Annotated in this window: 18 protein-coding genes; 6 read left to right on the top strand and 12 right to left on the bottom strand. The window is 64.4% G+C overall.

Going from position 1 to position 22,851, the window contains the following annotated elements; translation table 11 throughout:
* The first annotated feature begins 269 nt into the window (after nucleotides 1-269).
* Nucleotides 270-2,621 (top strand): UvrD-helicase domain-containing protein, encoded by a 2,352-nt coding sequence (locus PQR54_RS34960; protein WP_408253798.1) that lies wholly within the window; start codon nucleotides 270-272, stop codon nucleotides 2,619-2,621.
* A 143-nt stretch (nucleotides 2,622-2,764) separates the two neighbouring features.
* Nucleotides 2,765-3,568 (top strand): 5'-methylthioadenosine/adenosylhomocysteine nucleosidase, encoded by an 804-nt coding sequence (locus tag PQR54_RS34955; protein WP_408253804.1) that lies wholly within the window; start codon nucleotides 2,765-2,767, stop codon nucleotides 3,566-3,568.
* Nucleotides 3,569-3,627: 59 nt separating this feature from the next.
* On the opposite strand, the gene PQR54_RS34950 is transcribed toward PQR54_RS34955, so the two are convergent.
* Both PQR54_RS34950 and PQR54_RS34945 read right to left on the bottom strand, forming a co-directional pair.
* Entirely contained in the window at nucleotides 3,628-5,532 is a 1,905-nt protein-coding gene (locus PQR54_RS34950) for a propionate--CoA ligase (protein ID WP_408253795.1), read from the bottom strand.
* Between the two features lie 268 nt (nucleotides 5,533-5,800).
* Complete coding sequence (locus PQR54_RS34945) at nucleotides 5,801-7,078, bottom strand: MFS transporter (protein ID WP_106309618.1); 1,278 nt, start codon at nucleotides 7,076-7,078, stop codon at nucleotides 5,801-5,803.
* A 536-nt stretch (nucleotides 7,079-7,614) separates the two neighbouring features.
* Here PQR54_RS34945 and PQR54_RS34940 point away from each other — a divergent pair.
* The gene (locus tag PQR54_RS34940; RefSeq protein WP_408253792.1) at nucleotides 7,615-9,288 is read left to right on the top strand and encodes a methyl-accepting chemotaxis protein; all 1,674 of its coding nucleotides are present in this window, start codon (nucleotides 7,615-7,617) and stop codon (nucleotides 9,286-9,288) included.
* Between the two features lie 715 nt (nucleotides 9,289-10,003).
* Here PQR54_RS34940 and PQR54_RS34935 read toward each other — a convergent pair.
* Genes PQR54_RS34935 through PQR54_RS34920 form a run of 4 tightly spaced genes read right to left on the bottom strand, consistent with a single transcriptional unit; the run spans nucleotide 10,004 to nucleotide 14,888 of the window.
* Entirely contained in the window at nucleotides 10,004-10,882 is an 879-nt protein-coding gene (locus PQR54_RS34935) for an efflux RND transporter periplasmic adaptor subunit (protein WP_408253789.1), read from the bottom strand.
* Nucleotides 10,883-10,895: 13 nt separating this feature from the next.
* Nucleotides 10,896-11,096: a DUF1656 domain-containing protein gene (locus PQR54_RS34930; RefSeq protein ID WP_012433767.1), complete on the bottom strand. Its 201-nt coding sequence runs from the start codon at nucleotides 11,094-11,096 to the stop codon at nucleotides 10,896-10,898.
* A complete protein-coding gene (locus PQR54_RS34925) occupies nucleotides 11,086-13,305 on the bottom strand; it encodes an FUSC family protein (protein ID WP_408253786.1) in 2,220 nt (739 codons plus the stop codon). Before PQR54_RS34925 ends, PQR54_RS34930 begins: the two co-directional genes overlap by 11 nt.
* A 2-nt stretch (nucleotides 13,306-13,307) precedes the next feature.
* Nucleotides 13,308-14,888, bottom strand: a complete 1,581-nt coding sequence (locus PQR54_RS34920; RefSeq protein ID WP_408253783.1) for an efflux transporter outer membrane subunit — start codon at nucleotides 14,886-14,888, stop codon at nucleotides 13,308-13,310.
* A gap of 155 nt (nucleotides 14,889-15,043) precedes the next feature.
* Between PQR54_RS34920 and PQR54_RS34915 the strand changes: the two genes are divergently transcribed.
* Together PQR54_RS34915 and PQR54_RS34910 are read left to right on the top strand one after the other, a co-directional pair.
* Nucleotides 15,044-15,982 (top strand): LysR family transcriptional regulator, encoded by a 939-nt coding sequence (locus PQR54_RS34915; protein WP_408253781.1) that lies wholly within the window; start codon nucleotides 15,044-15,046, stop codon nucleotides 15,980-15,982.
* 226 nt (nucleotides 15,983-16,208) lie between these two features.
* The gene (locus PQR54_RS34910; RefSeq protein WP_181309316.1) at nucleotides 16,209-16,367 is read left to right on the top strand and encodes a hypothetical protein; all 159 of its coding nucleotides are present in this window, start codon (nucleotides 16,209-16,211) and stop codon (nucleotides 16,365-16,367) included.
* A gap of 187 nt (nucleotides 16,368-16,554) precedes the next feature.
* Here the strand turns inward: PQR54_RS34910 and PQR54_RS34905 are convergent, their stop codons facing one another.
* From PQR54_RS34905 to wrbA, 5 genes are all read right to left on the bottom strand, one after another.
* A complete protein-coding gene (locus PQR54_RS34905; protein ID WP_408253778.1) occupies nucleotides 16,555-17,277 on the bottom strand; it encodes an SOS response-associated peptidase in 723 nt (240 codons plus the stop codon).
* Nucleotides 17,278-17,566: 289 nt separating this feature from the next.
* Nucleotides 17,567-18,373 carry a metallophosphoesterase gene (locus PQR54_RS34900; protein ID WP_408253775.1) on the bottom strand — a complete coding sequence of 269 codons (807 nt, stop codon included), beginning with the start codon at nucleotides 18,371-18,373 and terminating at the stop codon, nucleotides 17,567-17,569.
* A 49-nt stretch (nucleotides 18,374-18,422) separates the two neighbouring features.
* Nucleotides 18,423-19,841, bottom strand: a complete 1,419-nt coding sequence (locus tag PQR54_RS34895) for an FAD-binding oxidoreductase (protein WP_408253772.1) — start codon at nucleotides 19,839-19,841, stop codon at nucleotides 18,423-18,425.
* A 54-nt stretch (nucleotides 19,842-19,895) separates the two neighbouring features.
* The gene (locus PQR54_RS34890; protein ID WP_408253771.1) at nucleotides 19,896-20,420 is read right to left on the bottom strand and encodes a DUF2069 domain-containing protein; all 525 of its coding nucleotides are present in this window, start codon (nucleotides 20,418-20,420) and stop codon (nucleotides 19,896-19,898) included.
* Complete coding sequence (wrbA, locus tag PQR54_RS34885; RefSeq protein ID WP_408253768.1) at nucleotides 20,417-21,019, bottom strand: NAD(P)H:quinone oxidoreductase; 603 nt, start codon at nucleotides 21,017-21,019, stop codon at nucleotides 20,417-20,419. The genes PQR54_RS34890 and wrbA overlap by 4 nt, the downstream gene beginning before the upstream one ends.
* A 118-nt stretch (nucleotides 21,020-21,137) precedes the next feature.
* Between wrbA and PQR54_RS34880 the strand changes: the two genes are divergently transcribed.
* Nucleotides 21,138-22,451, top strand: a complete 1,314-nt coding sequence (locus PQR54_RS34880; RefSeq protein WP_408253765.1) for a YihY family inner membrane protein — start codon at nucleotides 21,138-21,140, stop codon at nucleotides 22,449-22,451.
* A gap of 44 nt (nucleotides 22,452-22,495) precedes the next feature.
* Here the strand turns inward: PQR54_RS34880 and PQR54_RS34875 are convergent, their stop codons facing one another.
* Complete coding sequence (locus PQR54_RS34875) at nucleotides 22,496-22,816, bottom strand: Mpo1-like protein (protein ID WP_012433756.1); 321 nt, start codon at nucleotides 22,814-22,816, stop codon at nucleotides 22,496-22,498.
* Nucleotides 22,817-22,851 lie beyond the last annotated feature (35 nt).

The raw sequence follows: 22,851 nt of genomic DNA, 5'->3' as shown, positions 1-22,851 counted from the left end.
TGCCACTGCCCCCTCCAAGCCTGGGGACCCGCTTATAAGCTGGCGGTGTAAAGCCGCTTTCTTTGCCTACTTTCTTTGCGGCAAGCAAAGAAAGTAGGTGCCGCCCCGCACAGGGGCAACGCTAATACACCACAAAGAACTCAAGGAACGGCCAAGCCCCAACCCCACAAGACGCCAAAACCCCACCCCCAAACCCCGCCGAGCAGGCAAAAAATCACCCACCCCTCCGGGGCATATAATGTCGAACGACCCGCCGCCCCTCCGAAAAAATGCCCGACCTGCTAGCCAATCTAAACCCCGAACAACACGCCGCCGTCACCCTCCCGAACGAGCCCGCCCTCATTCTCGCCGGCGCGGGCAGCGGCAAGACCCGCGTCCTGATCACGCGCATCGCGTGGCTCATCCAGCACGGCCTGGCGTCGCCGGCCACGATTCTGGCGGTGACCTTCACCAACAAAGCCGCCCGCGAAATGATGTCGCGGCTGTCGGCGCTCCTGCCGATCGACACGCGCGGCATGTGGATCGGCACCTTCCACGGCCTGTGTAACCGCATGCTGCGCGCGCATCACCGCGACGCGGGCCTGCCGGCCACCTTCCAGATTCTCGATACCGCCGACCAGCTGTCCGCGATCAAGCGTCTGATGAAGGGCCTCAACATCGACGACGAAAAGTACCCGGCGAAAAATCTCCAGTACTTCATCAACAACGCGAAGGAACAGGGCCTGCGCCCGAAAGACGTCGACGCCACCGACAACTTCAACCGCAAATTCGTCGAACTCTACGAAGCCTACGACCAGCAGTGCCAGCGCGAAGGCGTCGTCGACTTTCCGGAACTGCTGCTGCGCTGCTACGAGCTGCTCGCGCACAATCCGCCGTTGCGCGCCCACTATCAGGCGCGTTTCCGGCATATTCTGGTCGACGAGTTCCAGGATACCAACAAGCTGCAATACGCGTGGCTCAAGATGCTGGCGGGCCAGACCAACTCGATCTTCGCCGTCGGCGACGACGACCAGTCGATCTACGCCTTCCGCGGCGCGAACGTCGGCAACATGCGCGACTTCGAACACGAGTTCAACGTCCGCCATCTGATCAAGCTCGAGCAGAACTACCGCTCGCACGGCCATATTCTCGACGCCGCCAATCAGCTCATCGCCAACAACTCGCGGCGTCTGGGCAAGAATCTGCGTACCGACGCGGGTCACGGCGAACCGGTCCGCGTGTATGAATCCGCGACCGATTCGCAGGAAGCCGGCTGGATCGTCGAAGAAATCAAGGCGCTGATCAGCACCGGCACGTCGCGCAGCGAAATCGCGATTCTCTACCGCAGCAACGCGCAGTCGCGCACGATCGAACACACGCTGGTCAACGCGGGCATCGCGTATCGCGTGTATGGCGGCTTGCGCTTTTTCGAGCGCCAGGAAGTGAAGCACGCGCTCGCCTATCTGCGCCTGATCGACAATCCGAACGACGACACCGCGTTCGCGCGCGTCGTCAATTTTCCGACACGCGGCATCGGCGCGCGCTCGATCGAGCAGCTCGCGGACGCAGCGCGTCTGTACAACTGCTCGATGGCCGCGGCGATTCCGTACGTGGCGGGCAAGGCGGGTTCGAGCCTCGCGGCCTTCGCGAACCTGGTCGGCAAGATGCGCGCGGAAACGCAGCAGATGAGCCTGCCGGAAACCGTCGAATACGTGGTGCGCACGAGCGGTCTCTCGGAGTTCTATCAGAACGAACGCGAAGGCCAGGACCGGCTGGAGAACTTGCAGGAACTGGTCAACGCGGCCGCCGCGTTCGTCAGTGAAGAGGGCTACGGCATGGACACGCCGGCGCGCTCCATTCCGCTGCGTCCGGGCGCGACCGCCGCGCCCGAACTCGCGGTCGCCACCGACGATCCGAATACCGTTGTTCTCGACGCGCCCGGCATCGCCGACCCGGCGCAAAACCCGGACACGATGACGCCGCTCGCCGGTTTCCTGTCGCACGCGTCGCTGGAGGCGGGCGACAACCAGGCGCAAGCCGGCCAGGAAGCCGTGCAACTGATGACGGTGCACGCGGCGAAGGGCCTCGAGTTCACGGCGGTGTTCATCACCGGTCTGGAAGAGGGGCTGTTCCCGCACGAAAACAGCGCGATGGAATCGGACGGTCTGGAAGAAGAGCGTCGCCTGATGTACGTGGCGATCACGCGCGCCAAGGAGCGGCTGTATCTGTCGTTCGCGCAGAGCCGCATGCTGCACGGCCAGACCCGTTACAACATCCGTTCGCGTTTCTTCGACGAACTGCCGCAGGAAACGCTCAAGTGGCTCACGCCGAAGGTCGAGGCGGGCGCGCGCTGGGGCGGCCGCTCCGACAACGCGGGTTATGGGCGCGACTGGTTCGCGCGACCGGGTTATACGGGGCCTGCTTCGTCCACGCCCGCGCAGTTGCCCGCGTTCGCGAACGAGCAGCGTGCGGCGGAAACGGGTTTCCGCGTCGGCCAGCAGGTGTTCCACACCAAGTTCGGCGAAGGCACGATCACCGCACTCGAAGGCGGCGGCACCGATGCGAAAGCGCAGGTCAAATTCAAGCGGCACGGCGAGAAGTGGCTGGCGCTCGCGGTCGCTAAGTTGCAGGCGGTGGAATGAGCGGGACGGGCGTGGGTGTCGGAGCGTCCGGCGTCGACGCAGCGGGCAAAGAGGCGCATGGGGCTGAAACGGCGGGCGTCGAGGCTCACGGCGTTGAAGCTGTTGGCACGCCAGCGGTTGTGGGGCACTCGTCAGCCGCAAGCATGTCCGCGATCGATCCGAACCGCAGCGGCGCGCCGCTTTCGCATCGGCCGCTCGGGATTCTGGCGGCCTTGCCGCAAGAGCTCGGCGATCTGATCGAAGCGATGCGCGCCGAGTCCGGCGTACGCACGATCACGCACGGTCAGCGCGACTATCACCTGGGCACAGTCCACGGTACGCCGTGTGTGGTGACGCTGGCGCGCGTCGGCAAGGTCGCGGCGGCGGCCACGGTCAGCGCGCTAATCCATGCATTCGATGTCGAAGCGATCGTCTTCACGGGCGTGGCCGGCGGCGTGGGGAGCGAAGTGCGAGTGGGCGATATCGTCGTCGCCGACGCGTTGCTGCAGCACGATCTCGACGCATCACCGCTGTTTCCGCGTTTCGAAGTGCCGTTGCTGGGCGTCTCGCGATTCGACGCGGACGCAGCGCTGGCCAATCAGCTCGCTACAGCTTGTGAGCGCTTCGTCGCGGAAGAGGGCGCGGCATCGGCGGCGCGGTTCGGTACGCATGAGCCGCGCGTGCATCGCGGTTTGATCATCAGCGGGGATCAGTTCGTTGCCAGCGCGGCCGGCGTTCAGGCCTTGCGCGAGGCGTTGCCGGATGCGCTCGCCGTGGAAATGGAAGGCGCGGCGATCGCGCAGGTCTGTTATGAATACGGCGTGCCGTGCGCGGTCGTGCGTACCGTTTCCGATACCGCCGACGATCACGCGCCCGAGTCTTTCGTGTCGTTTCTCACGGAGATCGCGGGGACGTATTCGAACGCGATCCTGAAGCGGTTTTTACAGGCGCGTAGTTCGACGGTCTGACGTCGGCGTCGGGGTGCGAGTGTCGATACATTCGTAACGACATGCCGCAGCCTTGCAACCTACTTCCCCCCGCCGTCGTCCAGCGCCTCGCGCACCTGCTGCAACGCTGCCGGATCTTCAATGGTCGGCAGATCGCCCGGCTCGCGTCCTTCGGCGAGCGCCGCGATCGCGCGGCGCAGCAGCTTGCCGGAGCGCGTCTTCGGCAGCATGGACACCACCACGACCCGTGACGGCCGCGCAATCGCGCCGAGCTGGCGGTCTACCGTCGCCGTGAGTTCGGCATCCAGTTTGCTGCGCTTTTTCGTGTCCGCGTAAGCCTGCGGGTCGCGCAGCACGACGAAGGCCATCGCCGCCTGGCCCTTCAACGGATCCGTCACGCCGACCACCGCTACCTCCGCGACGGCCGCGTGACTCGACAACGCTTCTTCGATCTCGCGCGTGCCGAGCCGGTGGCCGGCGACGTTGATCACGTCGTCGGTACGGCCGAGGATCGTCACGTAGCCGTCTTCGTCCTGCACGCCCCAGTCGAAGGTCGAATAGACCTGCTGGTTCGGAATGCTCGACCAGTACGTGCTGACGAAGCGTTTGTCGTCGCCCCATACCGTCGACATGCAACCGGGCGGCAGCGGATAGCCCAGCGTGAGCACGCCCTTTTCGCCGGGCGGGCAGGGCTCGCCGCTCAGTTCGTTGCGCAAGGTCAGATTGAATCCCGCCGACGGCACGCCCGGCGAGCCGAGCTTGGTCGGCAGTGCTTCGACGCCGCGCGGAATCGCCAGCATCGGCCAGCCGGTCTCGGTCTGCCAGTAGTTGTCGATCACCGGCTTGCCGAGCGCGCCGGCGATCCAGGCGGCGGTCGGTTCGTCGAGCGGCTCGCCGGCGAGGAACAGCGCGCGCAGGCTCGTCAGGTCCGCTTGCTTCAGCAGCGCCGGGTCCTGCTTCTTCAGTACGCGCAGGGCGGTCGGCGCGGTGAACATCAGATTGATCCGGTGATGAGCGACGAGACGCCACCAGATGCCGCCGTCCGGACGGATCGGCGTGCCTTCGTACATCACGGTGGTGAGGCCCGCGATCAGCGGCGCGTAGACGATATAGCTGTGGCCGACCACCCAGCCCACGTCCGACGCGGTGAACATCACGTCGCCCGCCTTGCCCTGAAAGATGTGCTCCATCGAAGCGGCCAGCGCGACCGCGTAGCCACCGACGTCGCGTTGCACGCCCTTCGGCTTGCCGGTCGTGCCCGACGTGTACAGCACGTAGGATGGCTCGTTCGATTCGAGCCACTCGCACGGCACGTGGGCGTCGAAGAACTGCTCGCGCAGCGGTTCGTAGGCGACCAGGTAGCTGGCATTGAGCCGCTCGGGCGCGAGTTGCCGGTCGATCAGCAGGACACGCGGCGTCTTGTGTTTCGCGCGGGCGAGCGCTTCGTCCATCAGCGGCGTGTAGTCGATCACCTTGCCGCCGCGCGCGCCGGCGTCGGCGGTGACGATCAGGACCGGCTTTGCGTCGTCGATGCGGGCCGCGAGATTCGGCGCCGCGAAGCCGCCGAACACCACCGAATGAATCGCGCCGAGCCGCGCGCAGGCGAGCATCGCGAACAGGGCCTCGGGGATCATCGGCAGGTAGAGCAGCACCACGTCGCCGCGCTTCACGCCGAGCGAGCGCATGACCGCCGCCATCCGGTTGACCTCGCCGTACAGCTCGGCGTAGGTGTAGCGCCGCTCGATGCCGGTTTCCGTCGACACATACACCAGCGCGTTCTGCTGCGCGCGCTCGGCCAGATGACGGTCCACCGCGTTATGGCACAGGTTCGTGCGGCCGCCGACAAACCAGCGCGCGAACGGCGGATTCGAACGGTCGAGCACGGTGTCGAACGGCGTGTGCCAATGGATGCGCCGCGCCTGGTCGCGCCAGAATGCTTCGGGGTCTTCGATCGAACGGCGGTGGAAGTCGCGATAGCTTGTCATCTGCGGCGATCCTTCTGCTGCGTGAGTGAACGGATGTCGAGTCGTGCGGCCGTGTGGCGCGGCGCGAGAGCAGGGCGTGTATCCGCACAAGCATAGAGCAGGCGTGGCTCGGCGGACAACGCGGGTTCACCATGAGCGATGCGGCGCGCTAGCGGGCGTGGTGATGAGTCGCGCTCCCCGATAGCGCCGTGGTTACCTGCTTCTCGCACAGACAAAGAAAAAGGCGCCGAAGCGCCTTCTTCTAACCAGAGTTGCCGTCAGACGGCCATCACGCCTTCGCGCGCTTGCCTTCCACATCGGGCAGGAACACCGTCAGCACGCCGATCAGCGGCAGGAACGAGCAGACCTTGTACACGTACGTGATGCTGGTGGCATCGGCCAGTTGCCCGAGCACCGCCGCGCCGATCCCGCCCATGCCGAACGCGAAGCCGAAGAACAGACCCGCGACCATGCCCACCTTGCCGGGAATCAGTTCCTGCGCATACACGAGGATCGCCGAGAACGCCGAGGCCAGCACCACGCCGATGATCACCGTCAGCACGCCGGTCCAGAACAGATTGGCATACGGCAGCAGCAGCGTGAACGGCGCCACGCCGAGAATCGACACCCAGATCACATACTTGCGGCCGATCCTGTCGCCGATCGGACCGCCGATCACCGTGCCCGCCGCGACCGCCGCGAGGAACACGAACAGATGAACCTGCGCGGCCTGCACCGGCAGATGAAACTTGTCGATCAGATAGAAGGTGAAGTAGCTGTTGATGCTCGCGAGATAGAAGTACTTCGAGAACACCAGCAGGATCAGCACGCCCATCGCGAACATGACCTTGTTGCGCGACAGCGTGGCGTGACCGGCGACGCTGCGCGCCTTCTTCACCGACGGATGCGCCTTGTACCAGCGGCCGATCTGCGTCAGCACGACGATCGCGACAAGCGCCGCCACCGAAAACCACGCGATGCTGCGCTGGCCGTGCGGAATCACGATCAACGCGGCGAGCAGCGGCCCGAGCGACGAACCCGCATTGCCACCCACCTGGAACAGCGACTGCGCGAGCCCGTGCCGGCCGCCCGACGCCATGCGCGCGACCCGCGACGATTCCGGATGGAACACCGACGAACCGCAGCCGACCAGCGCGGCCGCCACCAGCAGCACGCCGAAGTTGGGCGCGACCGACATCAGCAGCAGACCCGCGAGCGTGAAGCCCATGCCGACGGGCAGTGAGTAAGGCTTTGGATGCTTGTCCGTATAACTGCCGACCAGCGGTTGCAGCAGCGACGCGGTGATCTGATAGGTCAGCGTGATCAGGCCGATCTGGCCGAACGACAGCGAGAAGTTGTCTTTCAGCATCGGGTAGATCGCCAGGATCAACGACTGGATCATGTCGTTGAGCAGGTGCGAGAAGCTGATCGCGCCGAGCACGGAGTACACCGTGCGCTGCACTTTGGCGGCGGGTTGCGCGGCGGCGGCCGCGCCGGTTCCTGTTCCAGCTCCGCCGGCTCCGGCTGGCGCGCCGGCGAGGGCGCTTTTATCGAGGCTCGTTTCCATACGCTAGATGAGAGAGAAGAAAGATGAGTCTGGAGTAGCCGGAGGCTGCTTCGGCAACGTTTCCAGCGCTGCGGCATTTCGACGCGGTAGTTTGCGCCGTCAACTAATTGTCGAAGTTTAATGTGGCCTGACTGAATTGTAAGGACAAGTTTTGTCGCGAATCGGACACGTCTTGTTCATAAGGGCCAGAGAGCATGCGCCGAAACTGGGAGCCGCGCGCGCATCGGCGGTGCCGGGGACGAGTGTGCTGCCACGTCTACGCACGGCTGGCAAGTCGTCTGATATATGCCGACCACCGATTTTTGGCCATGTATAAAACGGTCGCGGGCGCGAGGCTTACGAGGCGGCGCGTCGAGGACCGGGCGACAAATGTGGCAAGAACCGTGGCAAAACGCGTGGCGACACGTGTGACGAATGCGGCTGGCATTTCGCGAGCGACGTTAAAGATCGCGGGCGTTCTTGCCGTAGACCCGGAGAGATAAGCAGCAATGCCGGAACCGACCTTTCCGGCAGCTCTAAACGTGGGGACGGGGAATATGAAAGCAGTTTCGCTGGGTAGCCGGACGGGCGCGGGATTCGTACCGGAGGGAGAAGCGGCGGGCAAGCCGCCGCGTGGCCAGAGCAGCCGCTCGCGGGCGGTGAGGCTCAAAGGGTTGTCGGTGAAGGCGATGTTGCGCCTCGCGTTTGCCGTGCTGCTGGTCGGCACGCTGCTGATCGGCGTGTTCTCGCTAACCCAGATCAGCCGTCTGAATGCGTCGGCCCAATCGATCTACGATCAGGGCCACGTCGCCAGCCGTGCCGCCGAAGAAGCGCGCGGCCACATGCTGCGCGCGAGCCGCGCGCAAAAAATGCTGCTTACCGCCACCACCGCGAAGGAGCGCGACGAGCTCGGCACCGACATCGAGGCGGGACTGAGCGGTCTCGCCGCGCAACTCGGCACCCTGCAGCAGTACGTCGACACGTCCGATGCGAAGGCCGTCGATCAGCAGAAGAAATTCGCCGCAGCCGTGACCGTGTGGAGCGGGCATCTGCGCGACTTCGTGACGCTCGTGAAAGCGCAGCCGCTCGACCTCTCGCAGATGAACTGGCAGGTCGGCACGCAGGATGTGTCGATGCTGGTCGAAACCGGCAAGCTTGAAAAAATGGTCGACGAACTCGTCGCGCAGCGCGGCACGGCGGCCAAGGCGACCATCGAGGCGTCGGGCTTTATTTACCACTCGTCGTTCGTGATGCTCGCGGTGGCGACGCTCGGGCTGATCGTGCTCGCGTTCGGCATCAGCGAGTGGGTGGTGCGGCGCCTCGCCGGCCAGCTCGGCGGCGAGCCGGCGTATGCGAAGGAAATTGCCAGCCGGATCGCCGCGGGCGATCTGTCGGTGGAGATTGCGCTGGGTCGCAAGGACAAGTCGAGCATGCTGTTCGCGCTGCACGACATGCAAAGCGGGCTCGCCACGACGGTCGCCGACATTGCGTCGAGCGCTGATGCGATTGCGACGGCGTCGGGTGAGATTTCGATGGGCAATCTGGACCTGTCGCAGCGCACCGAGCAGCAGGCGATGGCGCTCGAACGCACGGCGAGCAGCATGGAGCAGTTGACGTCGACGGTTCGGCAGAACGCCGATAACGCGAAGCAGGCGAGCACGCTGGCCAACAACGCATCCGAGATCGCGGAGAAGGGTGGCGCCGTGGTGAGCCGCGTGGTCGCGACGATGAACGATATCAACGATAGCGCGCGCAGTATCGGCGACATCATTGGCGTGATCGAAGGGATTGCGTTTCAGACCAATATTCTGGCGCTGAACGCGGCGGTCGAGGCAGCGCGAGCCGGCGAGGAAGGGCGTGGGTTTTCTGTCGTAGCGGCTGAGGTGCGTAATCTGGCTCAGCGTAGTGCCGCTGCCGCGAAAGAGATCAAGGGGTTGATCAGCACGTCGGTGGAGCGCGTGAGCAATGGCTCGATTCTGGCTCAGGACGCCGGACAGACCATGGATGAAGTGGTCAAGGCGGTGAAGCGCGTGACCGACATCATGGGGGAGATTTCTGCTGCTTCTTCCGAGCAGAGTGCCGGGATCGAGGAGATTAATCTTGCCGTGACGCAGATGGATTCTGGGACGCAGCAGAATGCTGCGTTGGTGGAGGAGGCTACTGCTGCTGCCAGGTCTTTGGATGATCAGGCGCGGGGGTTGAAGGTGATGGTGGGGAAGTTTAGGTTGTGAGGTTTGTTTGTTCCAGTGGGTGGGGTTGTTCGGGGTGCTTAGGGTGTTGGCCTTTCCTTGAATTTTTAGTGGTCTATTAGCGTTGCCCCTGTGCGGGGCGGCACCTACTTCTCTTTGCCGCCGCAAAGAGAAGTAGGCAAGAGAAAGCGGCTCAAACCGCTAATTCTTAAGCGGGTCCCCCGCGCAGTCACGGTAGTGGTGCATCTGGAATCTGAACTCTCGCACACTCCGCGTGAGTGACAAAGGGCTCATTCTTCCCACCTCGCGCTGCGCGCTCGCCGGAGCGGTCCGGCTGGAAAAACAGCAGCTTCGTTCGGGTATGGGGGCGTCGATTCCGCCTCGGCACTGGCAGATACTAAACTCCGCTGCTCATTTTTCGATGTTGCACTTAGGTGCCGTGCAGTAGGTTTCCTAACTATTTGAAGTACAGGAAACCGAGCGCTGGTTTTCCGAACGACCGCGACGGCGCGCGCAGCGCCGCCGGAAGAATGAGTGCTTTGTCACTGACGTCGAATGTGCGGGAACACGGATTCCAGATGCACCACTACCGCGACTGCGCGGGGGACCCACTTAAGAATTAGCGGTTTGAGCCGCTTTCTCTTGCCTACTTCTCTTTGCGGCGGCAAAGAGAAGTAGGTGCCGCCCCGCACAGGGGCAACGCTAATAGACCAAAAGCAAGTCAGGAAAAGGCCAACACCTTAGAAATCCGAACAATTCACCCAGTAACCTTCCGAACTCCAGGCGTAACAACAACAGTACAAGTAATCCCAGCAGCAAGCACAACATCATCGGGAACAGAATCAATCCGAACCCTCACAGGAACGCGCTGCGCCAACCGAACCCAATTAAAAGTCGGATTCACATCAGCCAGCAACTCCCGGCTCTCAGGATTATCCCGATCATAAATCCCACGAGAAATACTCTCGACGTGCCCCTGCAAGGTGCCCCCGCTCATCAACCGAACTTCAGCCTTATCCCCGACCCGAACATGAGGAAGCTTAGTCTCCTCAAAATACCCATAAACCCAGAACGAGTGACTATCGACAATCGCCAGCTTGGCGGCCCCAGCAGTCGCATAATCCCCCCGAAACACGCTGAGATTAGTGACATACCCATCGACCGGCGACACAACCCGCGTCCGCTCGAGATTCAACTTGGCCGCATCCAGAGCGGCCAAAGCCTGCTGATAAGAAGCCTCCGCAGCCGAAGCCGTATGAGTCGCATTCTCACGGCTCTCTTTAGACACAACCAGAGCATCCATATCCGCGCGCCGCTGCGCATCATCGCGCTTCATCTGCAACTCGGCCTTTCGCGCCGCCACCGCCGCCTGCGCCTGCTCAACGGCAATCTGGTAGTGCGACGGATCGATCTGCATCAACAGATCGCCTTTCTTCACGAGTTGATTGTCCTTCACAGGCAGATCGACAACCGCGCCAGAAACATCCGGCGCGACATTCACGATCTCGGCGCGCACGCGCCCATCGCGCGTCCACGGTTCGTCCATGTAATGAACCCACAGCACGCGTCCAATCAAAATCGCAACGATAAAAATAACGGCTGTCGCGACGAAGCCCACAAGATTTCGGATGGTCATGTTTCGACTCTGATCAACGATAAACGGCGAGACCCAGCACGCCGCACACACACACGAGCAAGCTGGCCCGGAACAAGGACGGATGCCACACCACGCGATACACGCCCGTATAGGCGATCACGCGGTCCAGCACCCAGGTAAGCGCGGCGCCCGCGATGAACAGCAGCACAATGGCCGGCACGTAGGCGTCGAAAACGGCGATATCACGTGGCATGAAGAACTCCCTCTGACGCGTCGGCACGTCCGCTCATCAGCGGTTCAAGCGGCGATTGCGGATCGAGCAGCGCCGTACGAATGAAATGCAGTTGACTCAAAATGCGTTGCAGCCGATGCCGCTCATCACGCGGCGGCGTGAAAGTGACCAGCATCTGCTGGACGGCGGCGATGGCGTCGCTGGTCGCGGCGAGCGCGCGGTCGAAGCGGTCCTCACGCGGCCGCTCGAAGAGCGCGGCCAGGGCATCGCGCATCGAACGCAACTCGACGCGCCATGGCATCGACTTCGCATAACGCGCGTCGGCAGGTAGCGCCGCCACTTCGCGGCGCAGGTCGATCATCGCGTTGCCCACTTCGAGCACCGAGAAGAGCCAGCGCAAGGTGTCGCGTTTCAACTCGGGCTCGTTCTGCGCGAGCGCATTGATCTGGAACATCAGATCGCGCGCGCCGCTCTCGAAGCGCGACCTCACGCGACGCAAGCCCGCGCGGCTCGCCAGCACGACCTGGCGGCGCAGATCCACCAGCAGGCGGTTGCGCAGCCACGGCGTCGAAGGCGGCAGCAACACGGCGAACGCGATCGACGACACCAGCATGGACAGCACCAGCGCCATCGCGTCGTTCATGAAGGCGCTCGGGTCGTAGTGAATCACGTTGTCCGGCCCGGCCAGGAAACAGAAGAAGATGCAATAGCCGACACCGTAGCCGGCGAGCGCGGGCCGCGTCGTCATGAACACGCCGAGCAGCAGGAACGGCGTGAGCGCGGCGCACAGCAGCGGAAAGCCGTCGATGTGCGGAAATACGCCGTACACCGCGATCATGCCCATCACCGTGGCGACCAGCGTGCCGCCGGCCATCTGGAACGCGGTGCGCTTCGGATTCGGCGACGACGATGCCAGCGCGCAAACCGCCGCGGCATTCAGCGTCAAGGTCGAACCGCTTGGCCACGCGGTCGCGATCCAGAACGCGCCGAGCGCCATCATCACGAGGGCGGCGCGCACGCCCGCGACGCCCGCCGCGATCGCGTTGGTTTTCGGTTCGTAACGCTCGATCCAGCGCTCGCGCTCGTGCGTATCGACGGCGAGCGACGCGTACGTGGCCGCATACGCATGCAGATCGTCGATGAAGCGATACAGCAATTCGGCGCCGGTGTCGAAGTCGAGCAGCGGCGCGTCGGGATGCGCCTCCAGTTGCGCACGCGTCGCGCGCACGCGTTTGGGCAACTCGGCTTTGTAGGCCTCGAGTTGCGCGGCGGCGTGCGCAGCGTCGGTCGCGCTCAGCACCGGTTCGCCGGACTTCGCGAGCAGCGGGGCGATTTCCTTGAAGTACGGTTCGAGCGCGTCGATCGCGGTGGCCGCGCCGCTCGTGTTCGTGCTGCGCAAGCGGTTCATCAACTGATGCAACGCGTGAAAGCGCGTCGACGCGGTCATGAACTCGCTGTTCAGACGCGCGAGACGTCCGCCGCGCATGCGCGAATCGGGGCCTTCGAACACGGCCACGCTGCGCGCCGCCTCGAAACCGACGATGTCGGCGACAAAGCGCGCATTGGCCGCTTCGATCTGCGCGCGGTCGTTGCGGCCGGCGAGCGACGTCGATACATACTCGACGAACGCCGAGAACCGCGCGCGCACGGTGCCGCGCATCTGCAAGCCGGCGAACTGCGGAAACACGAGGCCGCTCACCGCGCCCGCGCAGACGATGCCGACCACCACCTCGGCCACCCGCGTGAGCGCGCTCAGAAACGCGCCGTCCGGATGTTGCGAGGCGGGAATGCCGATCAGCGCGGCGGTATAGCCGGCCAGCACGAAACCGTACGAGCGGAAGTTGCGGTTGCGCGCGGCGCCGGCGGTACAGATGCCGACCCAGATCGCCGTCGTGACGATGAACAGTTCGGGCTGCTGCGCAAACAGGCCGATCAACGCGAGCATCACGACAAGGCCGACCAGCGTGCCGCAGATCCGGTAGAAGCTTTTCGCGAACACCATGCCGCTTTGCGGCTGCATCACGATGAACACGGTGGTCATCGCGGTGCGCGGCTGCGGCAGGTCGAGTTTCATCGCGACGCCGAGCGCGAGGAAACAGGCGGCGAGCGCTTTGAAGAGGTAGATCCACGTGAGGCCGTCGTTGCGGGCCCAGTCGGCGGCGGCCGCGTAGAGCGCGGCGCACTTCGCTGTGGACGCCGGCCGCGACGCGGAAGCAGGGGAGGCGGACATGATCAGCTTCCCGACTTAGCCGACCGGGCAGCAGCGTTCGAACCCGCCGCCGTGTTCGCCGGCAAAACGCCAACGGCCGAACCCGCCGCTTTCCTCTTCCCATGCGCCGGCAGCGTTTCATTCGCCTGCGGCCCATTAGCCGGATCGTCGAGTCCACCGCCCAACGCCGTGACCAGCGACGCATGCGCGCCCAGCCGCTCGGCCTGAATCTTCGCCACGCCTTCCTGCGCGCGCAGCAACTGATTCTGCGCAATCAGCACGTTGAGGTAGTCAGTCAGCCCGCGCCGATATCCTTCGCGCGACAGATCGTAATTCTTGCGGGCCGCCGCAACCGAACGATCGGCATCGTCGGCCTGAGTGGCGAGCGAACGGATCCGGATCACCTGATCGGAAATGTCCTTCAGCGCGCCGACAATCGACTGGTTATAGCTCTCGACGGCTTCGTCATAGCCCGCCGACGCCGCGCCGAGTTGCGAACGCAGCCGTCCGCCATCGAGGATCGGCAGCGACAGCGCAGGCCCCGCGCTCCAGCTATGCGACGGGTTCTTCAGGAATTGGAACAGCGGCCCCATCGCCGCATAACCGCCGATCGACGCCAGCAGGTTGATGTCCGGATAGAAATCGGCCTTGGCGACGTCGATGCCGCGCGCTTGCGCCGCGACCGTCCAGCGCGCCGCGACCACGTCCGGCCGATGGCCGATCAGGTCCGCGGGCAAGGCGCTCGGCAATCCGGCAGGCCCCATCTCGAGCGACAGGCTCGGACGCTGGATCGAATCCCCCGCGCCCGGACCTTTGCCGGCCAGCGCGGCCAGCTGATTGCGGCCAAGCGCGATCTTTTCTTCGATTTCGTCGATCTGGCGTTCGTATTCCGGCAGCGGCGTTTCGGCCTGGCTCACTTCGAGCTGCGTGCCGATGCCGCCTTTCAGACGCCGGGCGGCCAGATCCACGATCTGCTGCTGTTGCTGCAAGGTGGCCTTGGCGATATCGAGCAGCGCGTAGTTCAGCGACATCTCTATGTACGTGCGCACCACGTTGCCTTCCAGCTCGAGCTGGGCGGCGCGCGCATCGGCCGAACTGGCGTGCGCGGCATCGAGCGCGCGCTCGGCGGCGTTTTTGTCCTTGCCCCAGATGTCGAGGTGATACGACAGGCCGAGCGTGCCGGTGTTGTTCCACGACTGCTCGCCGGCCAGCGGTCCCGGGCCGTAATAAAGGTTGTCGGCCCACTTCTGGCGCTGGATCGACAGACTGCCGTTGACTTGCGGCGACAACGCCGAGCGGGCCACACCGGCCATCGACATGGCTTCGCGCACGCGCGCCTGGGCGGCGGCGAGGCTCGGGTTGCCGGCTTGCGCGTCTTCGATCCACTGGTTCAGTTGCGGATCGTTGTAGGCGCGCCACCAGTCGACCGCCGGCCATTCGGCGTCCGCGTTGGCGGCGCGGATCGCGTTGCCCGCGTCGAGCGAAGCGGGCTCGATTCCGCTAGCCTGCGGCGCGACGCCTCCGGTACTTGCACAGCCGGCGATTGTTAATAGGATCGTAAGAACCGCGGCTGCGGCGATCCCTTTGTGTACCGGAGACTGCACGATTTCCTCCAAATTTGGCTATAGAAGCATGTGCGTCATTATATTTTTTGATTGATTGGGGAATAACCGGTAAAGATGCAAGGCATTCTTACGAGATATGAGACAATCGCCTTTGCGAATCGTGTAACAATCGCTTCCGATCACTAGGGAAAGTTATGGATACGCTTCAAAACATGCGCGTATTTGTCCGTGTCGTCGAAGCGGGCAGCTTCACGGGCGCCGCGCAGCATCTGAATACGACTACGGCCTACGCGTCGCGCGCGGTGTCCGATCTGGAAGCGCATCTGCGCACGCGCCTGTTGAACCGCACCACGCGCCGCATCGCGTTGACCGAAGCCGGCGAGCGCTATCTGCAGCGCTGCGAGCAGATTCTCGCGTACGTGGATCAGGCGGAAGCCGAGGCGAGCGACGCCCACGCCCGCCCGTCCGGCAAGCTGAAGGTCCACGCCATGACGAGCTTCGGCCAGCACTACGTGGTGCCGGCCGTCGGCCGCTATCAGGACCGTTATCCGGACGTGCAAATCGAATTGACGCTCGCGCAGCGCATGCCCGATCTGCTCGACGAAGGCTTCGACGTGTCGCTCACGCTTGCCACCGGGCTGCCGGATTCGGGGCTGGTGTCGCAGCGGCTCGGCAGCGCGTTCAGCATTGCGTGCGCGTCGCCTGCCTACCTGGAGCGGCACGGCGTGCCGCAAACGCCGGCGGACCTCGCGCGCCACACGTGTCTGCAAATGGTCACGCCGGTCTTCCCGACCGACAAATGGATTTTCGACGGCCCGAACGGCGAGGAAACCGTTGCTCTCGGCGCGACCACCTTCCAGGTGAACGTCGCCGAAGCCATGGCGGTGGCGGTGTCGAACGGCATGGGTGTCGGGCTGATTCCGATCTACTCGGCGATCAGCGGTTTGCGCAAGGGCGAACTCGTTTGGCTGCTGCCGGAATACACGTCGCAGGCAATGAATCTGTACGCGTTGTACCCGTCCCGGCAGTATCTGGATGCCAAGATCCGCACGTGGGTCGAGTTCCTGCGCGACGAATTGCCCGCCACGCTAGCCGCGGATCAGGAAGAACTGCGCGAGTTCGCGCGCACTTGATACCGCGCCGGCGTTTCGGGATTGTCGGCGGTCTGCCGGGAGCTGGCGCGAGCGCCTGTTACATAGCTGCCGCGTCGCAACATTTCCTTACTTCTGCCGCGCGGTCGATTTGCTAACGTGTCGTTCATGCGCTGCGGTCTTGCACCGGGCGCGCTGAGTTCGCCGCCGTTCGGCAAATCGCAACGAAATCGCAACGAAATCGCAACGACAGAAGGACGAGGGATTCATGGATACGCATCTGATGATCGGCGTGGCCGTCATGTTTGGCTTGATCGCGATTGCCGCGTCGCGCGATTTGCTGCGCCGGCTGCGCGATCAGCAGCCGCAACTGGTGCCAGTCAAGGTCGAGCGCCCGGATTTGCAGGGGCAGCGGCGCGATCGTTGAGGTTGTCGTGGCTCCTCGCTAGCGGGCAGCCGGTTTTTCTGTGCTGAGGGCGATGCGGTTGATTCGCGCTCTGGCCTCCGGCCATACGTCCGGCGCCTGATTTCACCTCAATGTGTGGCGACCCGGCGCATTCGTGTTGCGGCGTGGCGGTTCAACCACCTTCCGCGCTTATAGCCGGCGCTCAAATTCAGTTCACTGCTGCGATCAGGCCCGGCTCGTCGGTGAGCGTGCGGTCCACTTCGTGGCTCACTCTGTGCCAACGAAAGCGCGCGGCGGCGATGCCGCCGGTGCGCGTCAACTGCTCGAGTTCATCGAGCGGCAATCCAGGGTCCAGCCAGCGGCGCGCCGCGTCGGGCGCGAACGCCAGCGGACGGCGGTCGTGCACGTCGACGAGACCCGCGTCGGCGATGGCCGTGACGATTACCATCCCCATGCCTTCCGTTTGCGGTTCAGTGCCGCGCACGCTCGAGAGCGCCGCGAGATACATGGGCGCGTCGCTCTTCAGATGCACGAAGTAGGGTTGGCGGGCTGGTGGTTCGTCTAGCCGGTCTTTACTGTCCGCGATGCTGGTCGTGAGCGCGGTTTCCATACGCCACTCGAACCAGCCGTCGGCCGGCACCAATACCCTTCCGGTTTTCCACAACTCCTTGAAGTAGCGCCCGTTCGGCGCGGCGTCGGCGCGCGCGTTGATCGTCTGCGGAAGATGCTGTTCGCGTGCCCAATCAGGGCAATAACCCCAATGGACCGCGTGCATCGTTTGATCCGGATAGATGGCGAGCGGGTGAGTGCCCGGCGCGAGGTTGTAGCCCGGGCGGCGGTCGGCGGCATCGAAGAGCATGAGCGGGTCGGCAAGGCCGAGGTGCTCTGCGTAGAAATGCGGATCGCGGTACTGGCTGATTCGACCACACATGAGCGACCTCCGGGGACGACCGGCGTGGGTTTCGATGACGGCGGTTGGATAACCGCGATTCGACAACCTCGACAGCGTAGTGCGTGCTGTACGGGCGCGCTATTCAGATCGGCCCCAAGGGGGGCAAACATGCCGAGGGAGTCGAGTCGGCCCGAGTGGATCCGAGCCATGCCGATTCAAGCCAAGCGGATTCAAGCGAAGCCGACCCAAGCGAAGCCTAACCCAACCCAGCCGTCCCGAGCGATCAGCGGCGCCAGGCAGTGCGCGCCCCCGGCACGTCAAGCGACCGCTATATCTCTACGACCTTATCCCACGCAAAAAGCGGATTCTCCAACTGGCCAGTGCGCCGATCGAGATAGCCGCGCGGATTGCAGACCACACGCGTGCCGTTCACGTTGTAATCGAACGGCGTATGCGTATGCCCATGAATCCACAGCGCGACAGGCGGGCCGACCAGGTCCGGCAAATGATTGACGAAGCCCGCCGACACGAGGTCTTCCGCATAGCGCTCGGCCAGACTCAGCCGATGCGGCGCATGGTGCGTGACGACGATCGTCTTGCCGCCGAACGGCTTGGCGAGTTCGCTTTTGAGCCAGGCGCGCGCTCGCCGGTGCAGTGCGAGCGAGTCGTCGGGCGTGAAGTGGCGCGTGGCGTCGTGGGTGTCGTGCGGCCAGTTCATCTGGATCAGTCCGCGGAAATCGAGCATCACCTTGCGCGATGCCTCGATCGAGTCGGCGAGCGCGTCCGGGTCGTTTCCGTACAACGCGAAGTCAGTCCACAAGGTCGTGCCGAGCACGCGCCACCGGCCTTGCGGGTCGACCAGCGCGGCGTTGTTCAGCACGTGCACGTTCTCGACCTGCGCGGCCGCGTCGTAGAGCGCCGCGTCAAGCGCGCTGAACTCGCCGTCGTAGTATTCGTGATTGCCGGGCACGTAGACCACCGGCACGGCGCCGTCGAAAGTCTGCGCGGCCCAGCGCGGTCCGGCCGCGTGATTGTGGATGTCGCCGGCCAGCACGATCAGATCCGCCTGCGCATGCGGGACCAGCTCGGGCTCGTCGTTCTCCAGATGCAGATCGGACAGCACTCGAATCTTCACGACCGCGACTCCTGCAAGGGCTCCGCAGGGGAATGCGGAGCATCAGACGTTAGCGTAGCACCTTGCCGGGATTCATCAGATTCAGCGGATCGAGCGCACGTTTGACGGCGCGCATCAACTGCACTTCGACGTCCTGCTTGTAGTGCATCGCCTCGTCGATCTTCAACTGGCCGAGCCCGTGTTCCGCGCTGATGCTGCCGCGATGCCGGTGCACGCTGTCGTAGACGATCTGGTTGATCGGGCTCTGGTATTGCCTGAGGAACGCTTTCGAGTCGACGCCCTCGGGCGCCTGCACGTTGTAGTGCAGATTGCCGTCGCCGAGATGGCCGAACGTCACCATGCGCGCGCCGGGCACGGCCCGCGCGATCGCCGCGTCGGTTTCCTCGATGAAGTGGCCGACACGCGAGATCGGCACCGCGATATCGTGCTTGATGTTCAGACCTTCCTCGGCTTGGGCGAGCGGAATGTGTTCACGCAGATTCCAGAACGCCCGCGACTGGCTGAGATTTTCCGCGACCACCGCGTCTTGCACCAGGCCGCTTTCGAGCGCCGTTTCCATCAGACGCTCGAACAGTTCGCGTGCATGCTCCTCGCTTTCGCTGTCCGACAGTTCGAGCAGCACGACTTGCGCGTGCGGCTCGGCGAACGGATAGCGCATCTGCTCGAAATGCCGGCCGACCAGCCGCAGGCAGAAATCGGACATCAATTCGAAACCGGTCAACAGCGGCCCGGCGACACGCTGCGTGAGCGACAGAAAGTCGAGCGCGGCATGCGGCGACGCGAGCGCGGCCAGCGCCGTGACGCGCGCGGCCGGTTGCGGATGCAACTTGAGCACGGCGGCGGTGATGATGCCGAGCGTGCCTTCCGCGCCGATGAACAGGTCGCGCAGATCGTAGCCGGTGTTGTCCTTGCGCAGGCCGCGCAGGCCGTCCCACAGTTCGCCCTGCGGCGTGACGACCTCCAGCCCGAGGCACAACTCGCGCGCGTTGCCGTAGCGCAGCACGCCGGTGCCGCCCGCATTGGTGGCGAGATTGCCGCCGATCGTGCAGCTGCCTTCGGCGGCGAGGCTCAAGGGGAAGAGGCGGCCGGCGTCGTCGGCGTGCTTCTGCACTTCGGCGAGAATCACGCCGGCTTCGACCGTGATCGTATTGTTGTGCGGATCGATGTCGCGCACCCGGTTCAGGCGCCGCAAGCTGATGACCGCCTGCGCGCCGCTTGCGTCCGGCGTGGCGCCGCCGGCGAGGCCCGTGTTGCCGCCTTGCGGAACCAGCGCGATGCGATGTTCGACGGCAAGCTTCACGAGTGCCGCGACTTCGTCAGACGTGGCCGGGCAGAGCACCGCGCAGGCCGCGCCGGTGTAGCGGCGGCGCCAGTCGGTCAGGTACGGGGCGGTGTCGTGCGGGTCGGTCAGCACCTGCGCGGCGCCGATGGCGTCGCGGCAGGCGGCGAGGAAAGCGGTTTGGGTCATGTTGGTCGGTCAGCGTATTCGGGCGGAAATGTCGGGTGAGGCGGAGTGTTTTTGTCAGCCGGACGGATTCGCGTGGTCGGCGGGCTCGCTTCCGGCGTGATCCGCAGGCCGGTTTGCAGCCTGAGTGGCAGCCTGCTTTGCCGCTCGTTTCGCCGCGCGTTTGAACGGCCCGACGTAGGCCAGCGTGCAGACGAAGAAGACCACGGAGAGCGCGGCTTCCAGCCAGCCGAGGCCGGCGCTCAGCCCGCGCTCGCTCCAGCCACGCACAATGCCCTCGGCAAAATACAGAAGGATCAGCATCGACGCCCATTGCAGCGTATACAGCCGTTGCCGCCAGACGCCGGGCAGGGCGAGCAGCAACGGCACAGCCTTGAGCACGAGCGCCGAACCGCCGGGGCGCAGCGGCGCGAGCCACCATTCCCACACGACGGACACGACGATCAGCGCAACCAGGGCAGTGGTGGCGCCGAGCGCGGCGGCGCGATTTCGCGGCACGGGCGCAGCGGTGGTGGTCATGGGCGCCTGAGCGCCGATGTCAGCGTTCGACGCGGCGGCCGGTTGCGCGTGCGGCTCGTTCACGGCCTTTCGCTCATGCATGCCGCCGTGCGCGCGACGCGTGCGCCGAGCGCGATGGCGAGCGTCTTCTCGTCCGCGGAGATGCCGTGTTCGGCGCTGCCCGCGCGCGCGAAATGCGACGCGCCGTAAGGTGTGCCACCGGTTTGCGTGGTGCTCAGCGCGCTCTCCGTGTACGGAATGCCGACGATCAGCATGCCGTGATGCAGAAGCGGCAGCATCATGGAGAGCAGTGTGGACTCCTGGCCGCCATGCAGACTGCCGGTGGACGTGAACACGCAAGCGGGTTTGCCGGCGAGCGCGCCGGACAGCCACTGCGGCGTGGTGCCGTCGAGAAAGTATTTCAGCGACGCGGCCATGTTGCCGAAGCGGGTAGGCGAACCGAGCGCGAGGCCCGCACACTCTTCGAGGTCGCGCAGTTCGACGTAGGGCGGCCCCTCGGCGGGAATATCGGGCTGGGTCGCTTCGCAGACGGTGGAGACCGCCGGCACGGTACGCACGCGCGCCTGCATGCCGGGAACGCTGTCGACGCCGTGCGCGATCGCCAGCGCGAGTTCGCGCGTGGCGCCGTGACGGCTGTAATAGAGCACGAGAATGTCTTTCATAGGCCTCATCGGTGAACGGGTATTATAGGGGCTGGGTCTGCTCCACAGGCCGCCCATAGCCATTCGGCCAGGTCTCGCGCGGTCCTGTCATACCGGTGCACGCAGCAAGGAGGTGGGTTTGTTGTCCAGGGTGCGTTTCGATCTCGACACGCTCAAACGGCTCGCGCAATTTGCCGCGCAGCGCAGCAGCGAAGACCGCATTCCGCAGGTGGCCGGCAGTCTCACGTTCACCACCATGCTTTCGCTCGTGCCGCTTGCGACGGTCGCGTTCGCGTTGTTCACTGCGTTTCCGATCTTTGCTTCGTTCCAGATGTCGCTGCAGATTTTTCTTGCCGACCATCTGATGCCCGCGCAGCTCAACAGTCAGATTTTTAACTATCTGAATCAGTTTGCGTCGAAGGCGAAGGGCCTCACGACCATCGGCATGATCTTTCTGTTCGTCACCGCCGTGATGACGATGATGACGGTCGAATCCGCCTTCAACGTGATCTGGCGCGTGCGTAAAGCGCGGCCGATCGCGCAGCGCATTCTGGTGTATTGGGCGATCATCACGCTGGGCCCGATTCTGATCGGCGTGAGTCTGTCGATATCGTCGTATCTGTTCACGCAGTCCATGACCTTCACGGCGGCGCAGCGCATGACGCCCGTCATCGAGTGGGCACTCACCGGCGCCGCGCTGCCGCTCACCGCGGTCGCCTTCACGATTCTCTACGTCTACCTGCCGAATTGCCGTGTGGAATGGCGCGACGCGGTGATTGGCGGCGTGACCGCGGCGATCGCCTTCGAACTGGCGAAGCGCGGCTTCGGCTATTACGTGCGGCGCATTCCGACCTACACCGCGGTGTACGGCGCATTCGCGGCCGTGCCGCTATTTCTGGTGTGGATGTACCTGTGCTGGTTCATCACGCTCGCGGGCGCGATGATCGCGTCCGCGTTGCCGGCCATTCGCATCGGCCAGTTTCACCGGCCGACCTTCGAGGGCAGCAATCTGTTCGACTCGCTCGAACTGCTCGCGCGGCTCTCGGAAGCGCGTGATGCAGGCAAGCGCGGCTACACCGTACCCGAACTTTCGCGCATGCTTCGGCGCGATATGGACACCACGATCAACCTGCTGCAAAAGCTCGAAGAGATCGAGTGGATCGCGCGCTTGCAGGAGGACGGCACGCGTCCGCATTTCCTGCTGCTGGCGAATCCGGCGCAAATCACGGTCGAGCGCCTGTTCGAGCTGTTCGTGATCGACCACGCGGAACTCGAGTATCAGCTTCAGCTGGCGTCCACCCGCGTGGATGGCCAGATGCTGCTGGCGGCGCTGGAAAACGACAAGCTGAAAGTCACACTCGCCGCGTTGCTGGCTGCGCGCGCGGCCGCCCGTGCGGCGCGTGCCGAGGAGAGCGAATCCGGCACATCCTCCATGCCGCATCAGGCGGCTTGAGGCGCGCGGAGTGCGTCCTGGTCGGCGCTGAAACTAGTGCATCGCTACAGCGAAATCTTGCCGACGCAGATGTCCTTGAACATCACCCAGTCGCCCATCAGGCTGTAAAGCGGATGCCGGAAGGTAGCCGGCCGGTTTTTCTCGAAGAAGAAATGTCCGACCCAGGCAAAGCCGTATCCGCAGATCACGGCAGCGGGCAGCCATAGCCAGTCGCCGGTGGCGAGCGCCATGGCGAGACAGCCGATCACGCCGAGCGATCCCACGAAATGCAGCCGCCGCGAGACCGTGTTGCGATGCTCGCTCAGATAGTACGGATAGAACTCCGCGAAACTCGCGAAGTGATCGGTGTGCGCGGTTTGAGCCATCACGGCCTCCGGATTGCGACGCTTCTCGATGCTTC

The sequence above is a fragment of the Paraburkholderia phytofirmans genome, from assembly GCF_046028095.1.
In the GTDB taxonomy this organism is placed as follows: Bacteria; Pseudomonadota; Gammaproteobacteria; order Burkholderiales; family Burkholderiaceae; genus Paraburkholderia; species Paraburkholderia phytofirmans_A.
The sequence above is the reverse complement of the archived record's forward strand: the minus strand, read 5'-3'. Positions and strand labels throughout refer to the sequence as shown.

What these genes read in the sequence shown, in the direction of transcription:
- PQR54_RS34960 (WP_408253798.1), top strand. Translation starts at nt 270, where the DNA reads ATGCCCGACCTGCTAGCCAATCTAAACCCCGAACAACACGCCGCCGTC.
- PQR54_RS34955 (WP_408253804.1), top strand. Translation starts at nt 2,765, where the DNA reads ATGTCCGCGATCGATCCGAACCGCAGCGGCGCGCCGCTTTCGCATCGG.
- PQR54_RS34950 (WP_408253795.1), bottom strand. Translation starts at nt 5,532, where the DNA reads ATGACAAGCTATCGCGACTTCCACCGCCGTTCGATCGAAGACCCCGAA.
- PQR54_RS34945 (WP_106309618.1), bottom strand. Translation starts at nt 7,078, where the DNA reads ATGGAAACGAGCCTCGATAAAAGCGCCCTCGCCGGCGCGCCAGCCGGA.
- PQR54_RS34940 (WP_408253792.1), top strand. Translation starts at nt 7,615, where the DNA reads ATGAAAGCAGTTTCGCTGGGTAGCCGGACGGGCGCGGGATTCGTACCG.
- PQR54_RS34935 (WP_408253789.1), bottom strand. Translation starts at nt 10,882, where the DNA reads ATGACCATCCGAAATCTTGTGGGCTTCGTCGCGACAGCCGTTATTTTT.
- PQR54_RS34930 (WP_012433767.1), bottom strand. Translation starts at nt 11,096, where the DNA reads ATGCCACGTGATATCGCCGTTTTCGACGCCTACGTGCCGGCCATTGTG.
- PQR54_RS34925 (WP_408253786.1), bottom strand. Translation starts at nt 13,305, where the DNA reads ATGTCCGCCTCCCCTGCTTCCGCGTCGCGGCCGGCGTCCACAGCGAAG.
- PQR54_RS34915 (WP_408253781.1), top strand. Translation starts at nt 15,044, where the DNA reads ATGGATACGCTTCAAAACATGCGCGTATTTGTCCGTGTCGTCGAAGCG.
- PQR54_RS34910 (WP_181309316.1), top strand. Translation starts at nt 16,209, where the DNA reads ATGGATACGCATCTGATGATCGGCGTGGCCGTCATGTTTGGCTTGATC.
- PQR54_RS34905 (WP_408253778.1), bottom strand. Translation starts at nt 17,277, where the DNA reads ATGTGTGGTCGAATCAGCCAGTACCGCGATCCGCATTTCTACGCAGAG.
- PQR54_RS34895 (WP_408253772.1), bottom strand. Translation starts at nt 19,841, where the DNA reads ATGACCCAAACCGCTTTCCTCGCCGCCTGCCGCGACGCCATCGGCGCC.
- wrbA (WP_408253768.1), bottom strand. Translation starts at nt 21,019, where the DNA reads ATGAAAGACATTCTCGTGCTCTATTACAGCCGTCACGGCGCCACGCGC.
- PQR54_RS34875 (WP_012433756.1), bottom strand. Translation starts at nt 22,816, where the DNA reads ATGGCTCAAACCGCGCACACCGATCACTTCGCGAGTTTCGCGGAGTTC.